Source organism: Tissierella creatinophila DSM 6911 (assembly GCF_001940565.1).
GTDB classification, from domain to species: Bacteria; Bacillota; Clostridia; order Tissierellales; family Tissierellaceae; genus Tissierella_A; species Tissierella_A creatinophila.
The window spans coordinates 1-15,934 of record NZ_LTDM01000015.1; the positions used below are offsets into that span (position 1 = coordinate 1).

Consider the following 15,934-nt stretch of genomic DNA (forward strand, 5'->3'; position numbering starts at 1 on the left):
ACTAAAAAATATACACTTATAGAACTCATATAAAATGATAATAAAAATTTATTAGTTCTTATATATAATATACCTATTAAACTTATATAAAGTATTGTAATAAACACAAATCTATCCACTAAAGAGGCCCTATAAGTTTTCCCTTTACGCATTGCTTTAGAATAATAGTTTTTTAAAATTCTTTTTCTATCATATACTATGGAGTGTTTTTTAACTTTTTCTAATAACTGTTTCATTTTTAATCTTATCCTTTCTTATATATAAATAGCTTACTATTTGTAGTATTGCCAAATATACTAAGAAAGATATCACAATATTTGTAGCCATACCAATAAAAAATTCTTCTGGGAGCATTTGTATCATTAAATCTCTATTTGGATCTAATATCCATAAGTCATTGGTAAAAAATATTAAATGGAAATAGGTGAAATATTTATTAAAATCTTTATAAGCTAAAAATCCTATTATGGTTAATAATATATAATTTAAAAAAAGTCCATAAAGAAAAGTCTTTGCAAGAAGAACCATGTTTTTATTTTTCCTAAAATAGTAAACTCCTAAAATTATAATTATAATTCCAGTATATTTAATAATTCTAGCTAAATTAAACAGTTCCTTTACATCTTCCATATGTAGAATTTCTTTTTCATTAAAATGAGGTCTTAATAAATCGTTTTCTCCACCTTTTAAATATAGTATAAGATTATTTGTTATAGGTTTTAATTCTTCTAGACTTTTTTGGGTCAATTCTTCAATATCATGTTCTTCATATTTTCTAATATAATAATCTTCATTATAGGCATTTCTTTCTATACTAAAAACTAAGAACGTTAAGGATACAGATACTACCATTAAAAACATAAGAATTTTTTTCATATTTCCCCCTTTGCATCATATATAACAATTTTAAAAAAGGATGAAGTAATCTTCATCCTATACCATCAACTTTTCTAATCTCCCTAACTCTTTTATAGGAAAATATTTTAAGAGTTCTTTAAATTGTTCTACTGATAATCCTCGTACACTAGTATATATTTCAATTTTTTGCTCTAAACTCGCGGCTTTAAACCTCTCTAATATATGTTCAAAGTTTTCATTTGCTTCCATTTTAATTTCCTCCTAATAATGATTATTCTTTCTTCATTATTATATGAAATTAAACTATTATTATGTGAATATAACTTTGTCTAATTTTCCCAGTTATGAAAAACATCTTACATAAGCATGATTACATTATAGTATATTTAGGCTTATTTTACAATAGATTGTAAATGTTTACAAATACACATATAATAGGTAGTTTTAATTATATTATATTATATTTTTTTATATTTTTTTAAAATTAAATATAACGTACCCATTGTTGGCAAGCTGATTTTTGATCTGTCTCGTATTCTTGAGCCTCATCTATAACTAGTAAGTCAAATCATTCCCCTAATCCACCTGTGGAGGTTCCAGTCCTAAACTCTATCCTCCCACCAGTATCTAAGATTTCAACTCTTTCTATTCCTGTTGCTCTTAAAGAGGTATAATTGTCAACAATTGTTTACACTTTTGGTGTGATTATGTTTATTCACACGTTTAGTGTGGTATAATTAAACTGAAGAGATAGTAGGAATTGATATGAACAGAAGAACTATTAGATGAAGACAAAGCTCAATTTGCAACGGAGTTGTTGGAGCATTTGAAATTACTTAGTTATAATTATAATAAAGATTAATATATAAACAAGTACAAAATATAAGGGAGAGATTATACATGAACGATAGAGAATTATTAGAATTAATTGCAACACAAGTAGGTACACTTACAACTAATGTAGATAAACTGGGAAAAGAAGTTTCTGATTTAAAAGAGGGTCAGATTAATCTGGGAAGAGAAGTTTCTGATTTAAAAGAGGGTCAGATTAATCTGAGAAAAGAAGTTTCTGATTTAAAAGAGGGTCAGATTAATCTAGGAAAAGAAGTTTCTGATTTAAAAGAGGGTCAGATTAATCTAGGAAAAGAAGTTTCTGATTTAAAAGAGGGTCAGATTAATCTAGGAAAAGAAGTTTCTGATTTAAAAGAGGGTCAGATTAATCTGGGAAAAGAAGTTTCTGATTTAAAAGAGGGTCAAGATGATATTAAAAATGAATTAAATGAATTCAGAAAAGAAACTAGTACTAACTTTAATAACCTAAAAGATAAATTAGATGATTTAGAGGTAAATAATGCGGATAGGCATATTACAATCAACAGAGATATCAAACAAATTAAGTCAAGCTTATCAAAGGTCGAAATAATAACCGCTGATAACTGGGGTGATATAGCAAGAATAAAAGCTAATAAAAGGCACAGAGCTAGATAAATAGCTCCAAACCTTTTATTTTTAACCATAAAAGAACGTACATTCAAAAGAGATTAGGTCACTCTAGTATAACTACTACTATGGATATCTATTTTCATTTAACAAAAGGATTGGAAGATAAAACAGTTCAAATTTTAGAAACTTATATATCTAATTTACCGACAAGTTAAAAGTTCAATGTTTGCAAACCGTAGACAAATTGAGTTATATCATGAAAACAAACAAATTATAACTTAACCAATCCTTGTAATTAATCCATTCTTGCTAATCTAATTTTCCCAGTTATGAAATACATCTTGAACGTCATCATTATCTTCAAGCATATCTATTAATTTTTCCATTTTTTTTGCATCCTCTTCATTTAATTCTACTGTAGTTTGAGGAATATAAGTTATTTCTGCCATTGCAAATTGGTATCCATTTTCTTCTAAACCATTTCTTACTTGATTAAAGTCTTCAGGAGTTGTAATTATTTCATAGCCATCTTCAGAAGCTTCAAAATCCTCTGCACCTAGTTCTATAGAAAACATAGTAAGTTCATCTTCATCAATAGAATCAATTCTTTCTATAGCTATTATGCCCTTTCTATCAAACATAAATGTAACAGAACCTGCTTGTCCAAGGTTTCCACCAAATTTATCAAAAGCATGTCTTACATCTGGAGCTGTCCTATTTCTATTATCAGTAAGACAATTAGCAAATACTGCAACTCCTCCTGGACCATAGCCTTCATAAGTAATTTCTTCATAATTATCCATTGCACCTTCTCCAGAACCTTTTTTAATAGCTCTTTCAATATTGTCATTAGGCATATTTTCTGCTTTAGCTTTATCAATAGCTGCCTTTAGTGAAGGATTGTATTCTGGATCTGCTCCTCCTTCTCTTGCTGCTACCATTATATATCTACCTAGTTTTGTAAAGATTTTACCTCTTTTAGCATCTTCTTTGCCTTTTTTATTTTTAATATTATTCCATTTGGAATGTCCTGCCATTTAACTTCACTCTCCTTAAAATTTTAACATTTATATTTTAACATATATATATATTTTTTTCATATATTTATATTTATTTAATATTTATTTAATATGATAAATATTTTTATAAGTATTTGTATATCTATCCGACTTAATGGTGAAATTAGTATTGAAGCTAAAATTTAAATAATTATACAAGGAGATTCCTATGTCTAGTCTTAATTTAAAACTTATATCTATCGGAATAATAGCAGGAATTATAAATGGATTCTTTGGATCCGGAGGAGGGATAATAGTAGTTATTGGACTAGTTCATCTTATACAAATAGAAGATTATAAAGCTCATGCTACAGCAATATCTATAATACTTCCACTATCTATAGTAAGTACTATTATTTATCTTTTTAACAATAAAATCCCCATTAAAATTACAATTCTTACAATGATAGGAGGAGTAGCAGGTAGTTTTATAGGTGCTAAAACATTGGATAAAATACCAGTTTCTATCTTGCGAAAAATATTTGGTGGTGTTATCATATATAGCGCTTTAAGGATGTTTATACAATGAAGACAATAATTATAGGTTTTTTATCAGGAATAATAAGTGGAATGGGTATTGGCGGCGGGACTCTACTTATACCTTCTTTAGTACTTATAATAGGTTTATCTCAAATAGAAGCTCAAGGTGTAAACTTAATAACTTTCATACCTATAGCCACTATTGCAATATTTACTCATAGAAAAAAAGGCAATATAGAATTTAAATACACTAAAAAAATAGCAGTTAGTGGTATATTAAGTGCAATAATCGCTTCTTTGATAGCAGTTAAAATCTCCCCTGATAGTCTAAAAAAATATTTTAGTGTGTTTTTACTCTTAATGGGTTTGTTTGAATTCTTTAAAAAAGAGAAGTAGGCTATCTTTAGCCTACTTCTCTTTTACTCTTGCCCTCTTAATGTAGCATATATACAATCATCTATTAAATACTTAAATCCAAGACTTGAAGCTTTTTCTATAACTTTTTCATTATAGGTTCCTGGTTGAAAGAAGATATATTCTATATTGGTAGCTTTAGCTTCATCTAATATATTCATAGCGATTTGGGGAGATACTACCATATCAAGTACATCTATATTTTCTGGAAGGTCCATAAGCGAACTATAGATTTTTTCACCTTCTATTTCTTCATAATTTGGACTTACTCCATAGGTTTCATAATCATGTTCCTTTAGTTTTTTCCAAATCTTATATCCCCATCTATCCTTTTTTTTAGTAACCCCGACTACTACCCATTTCTTTTTATCTAGCATTTCTTGTTTTATCTTTTCAAAATCCATTTTATCAACTCTCCTATTTTTACTTTTAAATTTGCTTTAATATTAAATAAATACTCTATCTTCACTCATAGGTAAATGTAGTGTTCTTATTTCACTTATTACCCCATTACCACTTGTAAAATCCATGATATCATGGATAAATGTATCTTTTCTCTTTAGTTCTATATATAAATTTATATTTACATCTTGATCAAAAGTAACTTCTTTAATTGGATGTTTTTCATTTAATAGATAATTTTCTATTTTACCATAGGAGTTATAATCTATTTGGACTAAAAGTTCATCAAATCTAGTCATATCTATAATCTTTCCAGCCTCAAGAGCAGCTTTACCACTTTGAGTATAGGCTCTTATAAGGCCTCCCACTCCAAGCTTTATTCCACCGAAATATCTTGTGCTAACTATTACTGTGTTTCTAAGATCTTCTTTCTTTATAAGCTCTAAAATAGGAATTCCTGCTGTCCCTGATGGCTCCCCATCATCACTAAATCTTTGAATATTAGAATTTTCTCCTATTACATAAGCATACACATTGTGAGTTGCATCTTTATATTTAATCTTTACCATATCTATAAACTCTAAAGCTTCTTCTTCACTTTTTACCATTTTCGATGATCCTATAAATCTAGATTTATTTATAATTATTTCTTTTTCTCCATAACTAAGAACAGTCCTATAATCGCAGTTCATATTTCAAATTCCCCCTAATGCCTTTCACTTAAGCTTAATTATCTATAAATTCTTTATATTTTTCTATATCTATTTCATTAATAGTTAATTCCACATAAGTTCCATCTTCTCTATGTTCTAAGTTTGTTATATTGTAGTTTTCCATAAAATAATTTAATATATTGTGTTTATCATATGGTATTTTAAGTATTGCTTTTTTATATTTAAACGGAAGTTTTTCTTCTACTAATTCCATAAGTTTTAAGAGGTTTTCCTCTTTTTGAGCTGATATAAATATTTTATCTCCTATAAGTTTATCTTCATAAAATATATCAGAAATATCTGTTTTATCCATTTTATTAAAAACTGTGATAATTGGCTTATCTAAAACATCTAAACTTTTTAAAATCTCTATTGTAGTTTTTATTTGTATATCTAAATCTTTATTTGATACATCTACTACATGAAGTAGAAGGTCAGCATATTTTACCTCTTCTAAAGTTCCTTTAAAAGCTTCAATTAGATTTGTTGGAAGTTTTGATACAAAACCAACTGTATCAGTTATTAGATAGTTTTGTCCATTTGGAAGTTTTGCTTTTCTAAGAGATGTATCTAGCGTAGCAAATAACATATCTTTAACAAATACATCTTTTAAGTCCCCCTCATCATTTTCATATAGCCTTATAAGTTTATTTAAAAGAGTGGATTTCCCTGCATTTGTATATCCTACTAAGGCAATAATAGGAAGATTTGAATCTAGCCTTTGTTGCCTTTGAATTTTACGATTTTCTTCTATCTCTTTTATTTGTTTTTCAATATTATTTACTTCTTTTAAGATATGTCTTCTATCTGTTTCAAGTTTTTGTTCTCCTGGTCCTCTAGTACCTATTCCTCCACCTTCTCTAGAGAGATAGTCTCTAAAGCCAACAAGCCTTGGAAGCCTGTATTTAAGTTGTGCAAGCTTTACTTGAAGCTTTCCTTCTCTTGAAGTGGCACGTTCTGCAAATATATCTAGAATTAAATTTGTTCTATCTAAAATTTTCTTTCCTATCAATTCTTCTAAGTTTCTAGTTTGAGCACCTGATAATTCATGGTCAAATACTACAGTGTCTATATCTAGTTCTTCACAATATTTTTTTATTTCTTCTGCTTTACCCTTTCCTATAAAAAGAGCTGGATTGATAGTATCTTTTTTTTGAGTTATCCTTGTTTCTACAGTTCCTCCAGCAGCTTTTACTAGCTCTTCTAACTCATCTAGAGAGTTTTCTATATCTATTTCTTGATTTTGTAATTCTACTCCTACTATAATAGTTTTTTCTTCCCTAAAGTTTTCTTCTCTCAATTTATCACCATCCATTTATTCTTTTACTATGTTTATTATACCATCTATTGGCAATATTAACTAATATAAGTATCTATATGGATAATCTTTACCTAATGGATATAAAAAAATACATATGTTTAATATAAGTATTTAGATTATTAACAATCTATTATCAATGTGTTATAATAGATTTATTCTACATCTAAAATTAAGGAGGAAATCATGTCTAAAGATAATAATGAAAATAAAAAAAATACAAAAGATAAAAATCGTAAAAAAAGTAATTTTATGAAATCTTTAAAGATATTTTTAATACTTATACTATTATTTGCTATAATTGCAGGTGGGGTTTTAGGAGGCATAGTTATATCTATTATAAAGGAAGCTCCAGAAATAGATCCAACTAAAATTAACTCTTCACTAAGTCAAACTTCAACTATCTATGATTCAAATGAAAAGTTAATTGAAAAGATAGACACTGGAGAATATAGAACATTTGTGAGTTTAAATAAAATGCCTAAACATCTGCTAGATGCTTTTATATCAATAGAAGATGAGAGATTTAATGAGCATAAAGGAATAGATCCTAAAGGAATTGTAGGTTCATTATTTGAAAATCTAAAATCTGATGGAATAGTAAGAGGAGCAAGTACTATCACCCAACAGTTGGTAAAAAATGTATATCTAACAAATGAACAAAAGCTAACCAGAAAGATTAAAGAAGCTTATTTATCATTGCAAGTAGAAAAAGTACTTCATAAAGATCAAATCTTAGAAGCATATTTAAATGGAAATTTCTTTGGTCAAAATGCAGCAGGTGTCCAGGAAGCTGCACAAACATATTTTTCTAAAAATGTAGAAGATCTTACATTAGCTGAATCCGCTTTGTTTGCAGGGATTGTTAAAAGTCCTACACAATATCAACCATTTATTAGAGTTAAACCTAATGATTATGATAGTGAAAAACAAGCTACTGTGGGAGAGATAAATGTATTAGGAGAAAAATATATTTTAGTATTCAATGAAAAATCCGTAGAAAGACAAAAATTAGTTTTGAAAAAAATGTTAGAATTAAACAAAATAACTCAAGCTCAATATGATGAAGCATTAAAAGAAGATATAAAAACCACTTTAACTCCTGGACAAAAAAAGCTTGAAGATATAACATCTTATTTTACTGATTATGTTAAAAGTCAAGTTGTAACTACTCTAGTAAATAAACTAGACTATTCTAAAGAAGATGCCGAAGAAGCACTTTATAAAGGTGGATTGAAAATATATTCTACGGTAGATTTAAGTCTTCAAAAAGAATTAGAAGATGTCTATAATAATTTTACTGAAGTTTTAGTAGGCAATAGTAATTGGGTTAGAGGCCCTGTTCTGATAGATTGGAGATTGAACAAATATGGTAATATAATAGATGATAAAGGAAAAATCCTTTACCTTAAAAAGAATAACCTCTTAGATGAAGAGGATAATCTTATGATAAGTAAAGGAAACTATAGTATATCTGAAAATGGTGATATAACTATCAAAAGCAATAATAAATTATCTCCTTATCCAAAGCATATAGATATTGCTGATTATTATACTATTGATGAAAGAAAGAACTTAGTTACTCATACTGTAGGATCTTTTGACATATCAGAAGAGGATTTTAAATCCAGTAAAAATGGAGATATAATAATAACAAATAAATTCTTAAATAGTAAAAAAGACTTTTATAAAGTAAGCGATAATGGAAATCTACTTATCAGTGGAAAGTATTTTTATAATTCTAAAGATGGAATTGTGCAACCTCAATCTGCTACTGTAATATTAGATTATAGAACTGGTCAAATAAAAGCTATAGTAGGAGGTCGAGATGTAGAAGGAAACAGAATTTTAAATAGAGCCACGAATTCTCAAAGACAACCTGGTTCAGTTATAAAGCCATTATCTGCTTATCTTCCTGCCCTTGATAATGGATATACTGCTGGTAGTGCTATAGATGATACACCATATTACGATGGCAAAGGCAAACTATGGCCTAAGAATAGTTACTCAGGATATAAAGGTATGAGAACTTTAAGATCAGCAGTAGAAGATTCTGGAAACGTACCTGCAGTAAGAACTGTAGAAAATATTGGAATAGATACATCTATTTCCTATTTAGAAAAACTTGGTATAATAAATAAAAAAAATGGAGAAAAGGACAATTTTGTGACACGTGCTAATAATAAAAGAGAGAATGATGAAAACTTTTCTGCATTAGCTCTTGGCGGTATGACTTATGGATTAACACCACTTGAAGTAACAGCAGCTTATGGAGCAATTGCAAATAACGGTGTATATATAGAACCTATAGCATTTACTAAAATTTTGGATAAAGATGGAAATGTTTTGTTGGAAAATACACCTAGGGAAACTACAGTAGTTTCTCCCCAAGTTGCTTATATAATGGGTGATGTACTCAGAACAAATGTATCAGATGGTATAGGTAAAAATGCAAGGCTTTCAAAGGTAGTAGCAGCAGGTAAAACAGGTACCACTCAAAATAAAGCAGATATCTGGTTTGTAGGTTTTACTCCATATTATGCTACTGGAGTATGGATAGGAAACGACTCTCCAAAGATTACATTAAATAAAAGTAGTATGACAGCAGCTGAATTTTGGCAACATATTATGACAAAAGCACATAAAGACTTAGAAAGTAAATATGAATTTGACAAACCAAGTGGAATATTATCTGCAAATATATGTACTCAATCTGGGAAACTTGCTACTACTCTATGTGCTCAAGATCCAAGAGATGTTATAAAAACTGAGATATTTGCTAAAGGAACGGTGCCTACACAATATTGCGATGTTCATACTATAGTTAGAGTTGATACTAGTACTGGTAAAATTGCAAATCAGTATTGTCCAGATAGTCTGATAAGCAGTAGAGTTTATATAAAAAGAACACCTCCTTATAAACCATGGGAGAATGGCGGTATAATACCTAGAGATTATGCTTATAATGCCCCTACATCTATATGTACTGTTCATGGTCCACATACTATACAACCTTCTATCCCTTCTACACCAGATGAAGATGGTTCATCTAAACCAGATGAAGATAATAATAAGCCTTCTAAGCCAGAAGATGATAACAACACTCCTTCTAAGCCAGAGGATGATAATAACACTCCTTCTAAGCCAGAAGAGGAAGAAGATAACAAGCCTTCTAAACCTGAAGATAACAAACCTTCTAAACCAGGGGAAGGCAACAATAAACCTTCCAATCCATAGGATTATTGTTAATTAATCTCTATTAAAAAACAAAGAACTAAGCTAATTATTAGCTTAGTTCTTTGTTTTAGGATTAAATATCACTGCCATAATATATCCAAATATAATAGCTGCTGCTATTCCTCCAGCTGCTGCTTGTAATCCTCCAGTAAATGCTCCTATAATTCCATTTGCTTTGGCACCTTTTATTGCACCCTGGGAAAGGGCGTAACCAAATCCTGTAATAGGTATTGTTGCTCCGGCTCCTCCAAACTTAGCTATGGGTTCATATACTCCAACACCTCCAAGTATTACACCAAGTGTAAGAAAGCTTACTAAAATATGAGCAGGAGTGAATTTCGTTCTATCTAAAATTATTTGACCTATAACGCATATAGCGCCTCCCACTATAAAAGCCTTCAAATATTCCATATAACTATACCTCCTATATTCTATTGATATCTATCGTTACAGCATGAGATATAGAAGGAATAGACTCCCCTTGTTGCGTTATTAATGGAGAATGTAAGGCTCCCGTAGCTGCAAGTAATACCCTTTTAAATCTACCTTTTTTCATCTCTTTTAAAATATAACCATTAAAAACTACGGCCGAACATCCACAACCACTTCCCCCAGCATGAGTGTCTTGTTTGTAGGGATCAAAAATCTCCGCACCACAATCAGTAAATATTCCCTCCAAATCATATCCTTCTTCTTTCATCATATCCATTACTATAGATTTTCCTATTATGCCTAGATCTCCAGTTATAATTAAGTCATAATCTGATGGCTCAAATCCAGTATCTTTAAAATGACTTATTAGAGTATCTATCGCTGCAGGAGCCATAGCGGCCCCCATATTTGAAGCATCTTTTATTCCTGGATCTACTATCTTCCCGGGTGTCACATAGGTTATAAAAGGGCCCTCTCCTGCTGCTGAAAGAATTGTAGCACCTGAACCTGTAACAGTCCATTGGGCTGAAAATTTCCTCTGTGATGCATATTCTAAAGGAAATCTAAACTGTCTTTCAGCAGAACTAAAATGACTAGAAGTAGCACAAACTATTTTGTCCCCAAATCCACCATCTATAAACATAGCTCCAACTGCTAAGGATTCTGTCATAGTAGAACAAGCTCCATAAAGTCCTATAAATGGTATGCTAAGACCTCGTGCAGAGTATCCAGATGCTACTATCTGATTTAACAAATCGCCAGAGAGAAGTAAATCTATATCACTTAAACTTAAATTTGCATTTTCAATAGCAGCTCTAATAGTTTGTTCTTGAATTTTAGTTTCAGCTTTTTCAAAAGATTCTTCACCCCATAGATCATCTTCTAAAATTTCATCAAAATAATCTTTAAGGGGCCCATCTCCTTCCTTTGGTCCAACTATTGAATAATTTCCCAAAATTGAAGGAGGATTATTCAACTTAAAAGTTCTCTCTCCTATTTTCTTTAAAGACATTCTCTCACCTACCTTTGAAATAATATTGTTAATATACCTACTATTATAGAAGAACTTACCCCATATACTAAAACAGGTCCAGCTATTACAAACATTTTAGAAGCTACACCAAATATAAACCCTTCTTTTTTAAACTCCATTGCAGGAGCTACTATGGAGTTTGCAAATCCAGTAATAGGAACTGCTGCTCCTGCTCCTCCAAACTTTCCTATTTGGTCATATATACCTAATCCTGTTAAAAGTGCTCCTAAAAATACCATTATTATAGAAGTAGCTGAAGAAACAGCCTCTTCATCAAGTCCTTTATTACTTAGATAATTCATAATAAATTCTCCAATGGTGCATATTGCTCCTCCTACCAAAAATGCAAGTATAATATTTCTTGCATATGTTGGTTTAGGAATCTTTTCCTCTACAAATTTTTGATAATCTTTATTGTTTAAATTGTCCATTTACTTTCCTCCAAAATAATTTAATAAAAAATCCAAAAATATAAAGAACCCATAACTTTTCCAAGGAGTAAACTATAAACTATATATTTTAACTCTTTTTTAACTTTAAATTTTTTACTTATTAAAGGAATGACATTTAGAACTTCAGCTAACGAAGAAGAAAAAAGTCCAATAAATATTCCCATACCAAAACCTATAAAACTTGTAAATGTACTTGAAAGACCAAAATCAAATTCACTAAAATATAGAATTATAGATATAAATGAGCTTATAGTAATTGTCCATTCATAAACCTTTATATGTTTTTTTGTTTCAGTTACTTGTACAAGTCTTGCCACTAAGTTTAAAAGCGTTATAAAAGCAGCAAATGCACCTCCTACTGCTAAACCAGCACTTAATGATAATAATACAAGGAAAAGTTCTCTCATAATCTATCCCTACTTTTTATCTTCGTTATTTGATAATTCATTTAAGATACATTGTTCCATATCTTTATTATATAAAAATAATTCTATTTCCATGGGTCCTGGTTCTTTTCTCCTTCTCTCACTTTTACTTATAACTCTAGAAAAAAAGATGGCAACCCCTACTCCCATCCCTATAGAGTATGGAATTGTCATAATTAAGGGTTTATCCTTCTTTTCGCCACTTACTGTATAATAGATTTTTTCTAAAGACATTTGCATATTTACATCTTCATGGAAGTTTATAATAGCTATTGCAGCCCCTAAAAATAAAATTATACAAATAGCTAATACTTTTAAAAACTGTAATAAACCTGTTTTATCTTCCAAAGACTTTATTTCCATTAAAACCTCAGAAGCACCTAACATATTTATATTTATATCTTTATATTTTTCTTCTATTTTTTGTATAATCTCATCAGCACTTATATAGTCCCAGTTTTCTTTTCTTTTGCTCTTATATATCCTTAAGTCTTCAATTTTTTTTTGAAGCCCTGGGTTATTAGCTCTTACCTTTGCAATATCCTTTATATATATGTCTTTATCAATTTCTACAGTTTTCTTATTATCTAATGCAATGTATACATTTTCATTACTCAAGATAGATCTTCTCCTTCTTAATATGCTTTACAAAAGTAGCTCTTTTTATTTCTTTTTTTTCTATAGGTTTTTCTTTTGTAAGCCCCAAAGAAATTGTAATCATTGCAATAAAGACAATTATACACATTATATAAAAAGATCTTTTTTTCTTATTAAGTGTTCTCATATATTCTCACCTCATTAAATACTATTGTTTACAAAAAATGATTTTTCATACAAAAATATATATAATACGAAAGAAATGCAAGCAATATACAAAAATGAGCAAAATCAAGGAGGTTTGGACACAAGGTTATATTAACCAAGTAAAGGAAAGAATATAACAGAAATTTATTTTTGACGTATTTTTGACGGCAAAAGAAAAAAGACTAGAAAATCAATCTAGTCTTTTTTATATCTATTTAATTGAACTTGCTAACTTAAATAGATATATTATTATTTTATTAAATTCTTTTGTACCTAAAGCTGTTTTTAATCCATTTAAATATCCCATGGATCCATATGTTAGTGCATTGGTCTTTTGGGTTGCCATCTTCCAATTGCACTTAGCCTGTAATGGAATAGTTATAAAGTCATTTGGAATAGCTTTAATTTTATCTATTATAGTAGGATCTTCACCTTCTAAGAGTTCAAAAAACATTTTATCATAGTTTCTACCTAAGAAATCTAATTTCGGGTCTTGTAAATACATCTCCAAACCATCTTTTAGTGCATCAGCATAAGTTATTCCTCCATAAATTACACTTATCCCAGCTATTATAATTAAGTTAACTAACATTTTCTTTTTCATATAAAGACCCCCTTAGATTTTCTATATCCTCATTGACTTGTATTATGTTAAGATTGCTATATGGTATCTTCTTATCAGTAATGACAATGATAGAAGGAAATACTGGGAAATACCTTTTATACTTCCCACTTCTATATAAATTCTCATACTTTTCAATATCAATTCCTTTATTGGATATTTCAATCTCAATAAAAACTATATAAGGCTGACTATTGATTTTGTATACTGCTAATCCGTCTGCTATTATGTTTTCGCATCTAAACTCATTTTCAAATAATACTATCTCAGATGTTTTATTTAATTCTCTATAGAAATCAGTTAATAAAATTTTATGTTTAAGTTGCTTAGTTTTCTTAAAATAATAATAATACTGAGCTGTGAAGTGATCTCTATCTCTTTTAATTAATTTATTATCACATAGTAACTTTAATCTCCTTCTAGCAATAACTAAATTTGGATAAAATAATTCTGCTATAGTATCAGTTGTAGCAACTTTAAATTTCTTTATAAATTTTAATGATAGTTTATCTCTATCAGTTACTATCATCTATATCAACCCCTAAATCTTTAATAAAATCTAAATTATCTAACTTTCCTATTTCTTCTTTAACTTCTCTTTTAATTTCTTTTTCTATGTATGTATGTTTTATTAATTCTCTAGCCTTTACAACTTCTAAAAACATTGATTGAAACTCTGTAAGATTACCATATCTTAATAATCCATGCCCTCGTCCCCTTAATTTTTCAAGTCCATCTTCATCTATTATAATTCTACTATTAAGTGAATTCATTGTTTTAAGCCCTATCACACAAGGGATGTTCGCCTTAATTCTACCATTTAAAATCTTACTATCTGGTCTTTGTGTAGATATGATTAAATGAACACCACACGCCCTTGCCTTCGCTGCTAAAACTTCTACTGATGATATACTTCCTTTCTCATTTTGCAAGTCTGCAAACTCATCTATGATACATATTTGATAGTCCAGTTTCTTTATATTTTTCAATTTATTATATTCTCTTATATCTACTACATCATTCTCAAAAAATAAATCATATCTTTTATTGACTTCTTCTATTAGATTTTCTAAAACCACTTCTGCTTCATCAATATTTCTACTAAATGTCTTTACTATATTACTTTTTCTAAATAAATTAAATTCTGCCCCATTTTTTAAATCTATAAGATGCAGCGATACTTTTCTTCTGGATAAAACTATATTTGTTATAATAGATCTTACTAGAGTACTTTTACCACTTCCAGTTTCTCCAGCTATTAATAAATGTACTGCTTTTTCTAAATCTAAGTTCAAAGTTTTATCCCCAAGTACTTTTCCGATATTAAACTCCAGTATTCCTTTACATTTTGAAAACTCGTAAGGTATTAGTTCTTCAAGTTGTTTTTCATACACCTTTATGAATATTCTCCAATTATTGTAAGTTATTTCTATTTTTCTGTTCAGATGTTGTTCTATTGCTAACTTCTTCTTTTCAAAGTCATCTGTACTCATTCCAGCTAATAATCTAAATGTTAAACAATATCCATAGTTCGTTTCTTTTCTTTCTAAAAATTTAGGTACTCTATCGTTTATTTCAAGCTTTAAAGCTCTGAATAAATTATTGTAAGGATTAGCATTATTTATTAAACTAAAGCCTAACATACTAGCACCTAGTGTACTTAACCCGTATCCTAGTACCTGTACTCCATCTCCTCCTGCTACTACTGTCCCTATCCCTAAAACCAAACAAAGTCCAAACAACTCCACCTCATTATTCTTTTTCATAACCATTCCCCCTCCTATACATATTGTAAAAACACGCTATAAGTTAGTTAAATACTAATAGCTAAGTGTCTTTCGTAAACACGACTAAAGTAATATCTTAAAACACTGTTTTTACTTATGTTATATACTATGTCATAACAGTGGATAACTTGCTTGTCCAAGTAGAGAAATTAAATAAAAAATACCTGGATCATTAGTCCAGGTAAAATACTTCTTCTAAATTTTTATTTAATTTTTTGGATATATGTAAAGCTGTTTCTAAATTCGGTACAGTTCCATTTTCATATCTATTATATTGCCTATAATTCAATTCTAATATTTTTGCAAATTCTCCTTGTGTAGACATATATTCTTTCATCCTTATCTCTTTTAATCTATTCTTAACCATACAATTCCTCCTCTTGTTAATATATTCTACACAGGAGAGGAAAATCCTTTGTTTATTTAAAAAAGACATAAAAAAAAGAGCTAAAACAA

The 15,934-nt window shown here is 29.2% G+C and carries 21 protein-coding genes; 4 read left to right on the forward strand and 17 right to left on the reverse strand.

Annotated features, from left to right (window positions below; all coding sequences use genetic code 11):
* The 3 genes from TICRE_RS13635 to TICRE_RS13410 form a co-directional block, all read right to left on the reverse strand.
* Positions 1 to 236: hypothetical protein (locus tag TICRE_RS13635; RefSeq protein ID WP_233120152.1), on the reverse strand; the 236-nt coding region annotated here is incomplete at its 3' end.
* A complete protein-coding gene (locus TICRE_RS05580) occupies positions 211 to 876 on the reverse strand; it encodes a TIGR01906 family membrane protein (protein WP_075725971.1) in 666 nt (221 codons plus the stop codon). The genes TICRE_RS05580 and TICRE_RS13635, both read right to left, overlap by 26 nt.
* Positions 877 to 933: 57 nt before the next feature.
* On the reverse strand, positions 934 to 1,107 hold the full coding sequence (locus tag TICRE_RS13410; protein ID WP_198927495.1) for a hypothetical protein: 174 nt from the start codon (positions 1,105 to 1,107) through the stop codon (positions 934 to 936).
* A 651-nt stretch (positions 1,108 to 1,758) separates the two neighbouring features.
* Between TICRE_RS13410 and TICRE_RS05585 the strand changes: the two genes are divergently transcribed.
* A complete protein-coding gene (locus TICRE_RS05585; RefSeq protein WP_075725973.1) occupies positions 1,759 to 2,346 on the forward strand; it encodes a hypothetical protein in 588 nt (195 codons plus the stop codon).
* 269 nt (positions 2,347 to 2,615) lie between these two features.
* Here TICRE_RS05585 and TICRE_RS05590 read toward each other — a convergent pair whose 3' ends face one another.
* Complete coding sequence (locus TICRE_RS05590) at positions 2,616 to 3,338, reverse strand: YebC/PmpR family DNA-binding transcriptional regulator (protein WP_075725975.1); 723 nt, start codon at positions 3,336 to 3,338, stop codon at positions 2,616 to 2,618.
* 190 nt (positions 3,339 to 3,528) lie between these two features.
* Here TICRE_RS05590 and TICRE_RS05595 point away from each other — a divergent pair, with 190 nt between their 5' ends.
* The gene (locus TICRE_RS05595; RefSeq protein ID WP_075725977.1) at positions 3,529 to 3,888 is read left to right on the forward strand and encodes a sulfite exporter TauE/SafE family protein; all 360 of its coding nucleotides are present in this window, start codon (positions 3,529 to 3,531) and stop codon (positions 3,886 to 3,888) included.
* Positions 3,885 to 4,235, forward strand: a complete 351-nt coding sequence (locus TICRE_RS05600) for a sulfite exporter TauE/SafE family protein (RefSeq protein ID WP_075725979.1) — start codon at positions 3,885 to 3,887, stop codon at positions 4,233 to 4,235. The genes TICRE_RS05595 and TICRE_RS05600 overlap by 4 nt, the downstream gene beginning before the upstream one ends.
* Positions 4,236 to 4,258: 23 nt before the next feature.
* Here the strand turns inward: TICRE_RS05600 and TICRE_RS05605 are convergent, their stop codons facing one another.
* Genes TICRE_RS05605 through hflX form a run of 3 tightly spaced genes read right to left on the reverse strand, consistent with a single transcriptional unit; the run spans position 4,259 to position 6,683 of the window.
* Positions 4,259 to 4,657 carry a CoA-binding protein gene (locus tag TICRE_RS05605; protein WP_075725981.1) on the reverse strand — a complete coding sequence of 133 codons (399 nt, stop codon included), beginning with the start codon at positions 4,655 to 4,657 and terminating at the stop codon, positions 4,259 to 4,261.
* A gap of 42 nt (positions 4,658 to 4,699) precedes the next feature.
* Positions 4,700 to 5,347: a YigZ family protein gene (locus tag TICRE_RS05610; RefSeq protein WP_075725983.1), complete on the reverse strand. Its 648-nt coding sequence runs from the start codon at positions 5,345 to 5,347 to the stop codon at positions 4,700 to 4,702.
* A 34-nt stretch (positions 5,348 to 5,381) separates the two neighbouring features.
* Positions 5,382 to 6,683: a GTPase HflX gene (hflX, locus tag TICRE_RS05615; RefSeq protein ID WP_075725985.1), complete on the reverse strand. Its 1,302-nt coding sequence runs from the start codon at positions 6,681 to 6,683 to the stop codon at positions 5,382 to 5,384.
* Between the two features lie 189 nt (positions 6,684 to 6,872).
* On the opposite strand from hflX, the gene TICRE_RS05620 reads away from it, so the two are divergent.
* Positions 6,873 to 9,923 (forward strand): penicillin-binding protein 1A, encoded by a 3,051-nt coding sequence (locus TICRE_RS05620; RefSeq protein ID WP_075725987.1) that lies wholly within the window; start codon positions 6,873 to 6,875, stop codon positions 9,921 to 9,923.
* Positions 9,924 to 9,977: 54 nt separating this feature from the next.
* Here the strand turns inward: TICRE_RS05620 and spoVAE are convergent, their stop codons facing one another.
* The 10 genes from spoVAE to TICRE_RS05665 all read right to left on the reverse strand — a co-directional run bounded on the left by spoVAE (position 9,978) and on the right by TICRE_RS05665 (position 15,845).
* Positions 9,978 to 10,334 (reverse strand): stage V sporulation protein AE, encoded by a 357-nt coding sequence (spoVAE, locus tag TICRE_RS05625; protein ID WP_075725989.1) that lies wholly within the window; start codon positions 10,332 to 10,334, stop codon positions 9,978 to 9,980.
* Positions 10,335 to 10,347: 13 nt separating this feature from the next.
* A complete protein-coding gene (gene spoVAD / locus TICRE_RS05630; protein WP_075725991.1) occupies positions 10,348 to 11,367 on the reverse strand; it encodes a stage V sporulation protein AD in 1,020 nt (339 codons plus the stop codon).
* An 8-nt stretch (positions 11,368 to 11,375) separates the two neighbouring features.
* Complete coding sequence (spoVAC, locus tag TICRE_RS05635; RefSeq protein WP_075725993.1) at positions 11,376 to 11,819, reverse strand: stage V sporulation protein AC; 444 nt, start codon at positions 11,817 to 11,819, stop codon at positions 11,376 to 11,378.
* Positions 11,820 to 11,839: 20 nt separating this feature from the next.
* Entirely contained in the window at positions 11,840 to 12,247 is a 408-nt protein-coding gene (locus TICRE_RS05640) for a stage V sporulation protein AB (RefSeq protein WP_075725995.1), read from the reverse strand.
* A gap of 9 nt (positions 12,248 to 12,256) precedes the next feature.
* The gene (locus TICRE_RS05645; protein WP_075725997.1) at positions 12,257 to 12,883 is read right to left on the reverse strand and encodes a stage V sporulation protein AA; all 627 of its coding nucleotides are present in this window, start codon (positions 12,881 to 12,883) and stop codon (positions 12,257 to 12,259) included.
* Entirely contained in the window at positions 12,876 to 13,049 is a 174-nt protein-coding gene (locus TICRE_RS13200) for a hypothetical protein (RefSeq protein WP_158016444.1), read from the reverse strand. Before TICRE_RS13200 ends, TICRE_RS05645 begins: the two co-directional genes overlap by 8 nt.
* Positions 13,050 to 13,280: 231 nt before the next feature.
* Complete coding sequence (locus TICRE_RS05650; RefSeq protein WP_075725999.1) at positions 13,281 to 13,673, reverse strand: hypothetical protein; 393 nt, start codon at positions 13,671 to 13,673, stop codon at positions 13,281 to 13,283.
* The gene (locus TICRE_RS05655) at positions 13,651 to 14,220 is read right to left on the reverse strand and encodes a hypothetical protein (RefSeq protein ID WP_075726001.1); all 570 of its coding nucleotides are present in this window, start codon (positions 14,218 to 14,220) and stop codon (positions 13,651 to 13,653) included. The genes TICRE_RS05650 and TICRE_RS05655 overlap by 23 nt, the downstream gene beginning before the upstream one ends.
* On the reverse strand, positions 14,207 to 15,457 hold the full coding sequence (locus TICRE_RS05660; RefSeq protein WP_075726003.1) for an FtsK/SpoIIIE domain-containing protein: 1,251 nt from the start codon (positions 15,455 to 15,457) through the stop codon (positions 14,207 to 14,209). Before TICRE_RS05660 ends, TICRE_RS05655 begins: the two co-directional genes overlap by 14 nt.
* A 193-nt stretch (positions 15,458 to 15,650) precedes the next feature.
* A complete protein-coding gene (locus TICRE_RS05665; protein ID WP_075726005.1) occupies positions 15,651 to 15,845 on the reverse strand; it encodes a helix-turn-helix transcriptional regulator in 195 nt (64 codons plus the stop codon).
* Positions 15,846 to 15,934: the final 89 nt, after the last annotated feature.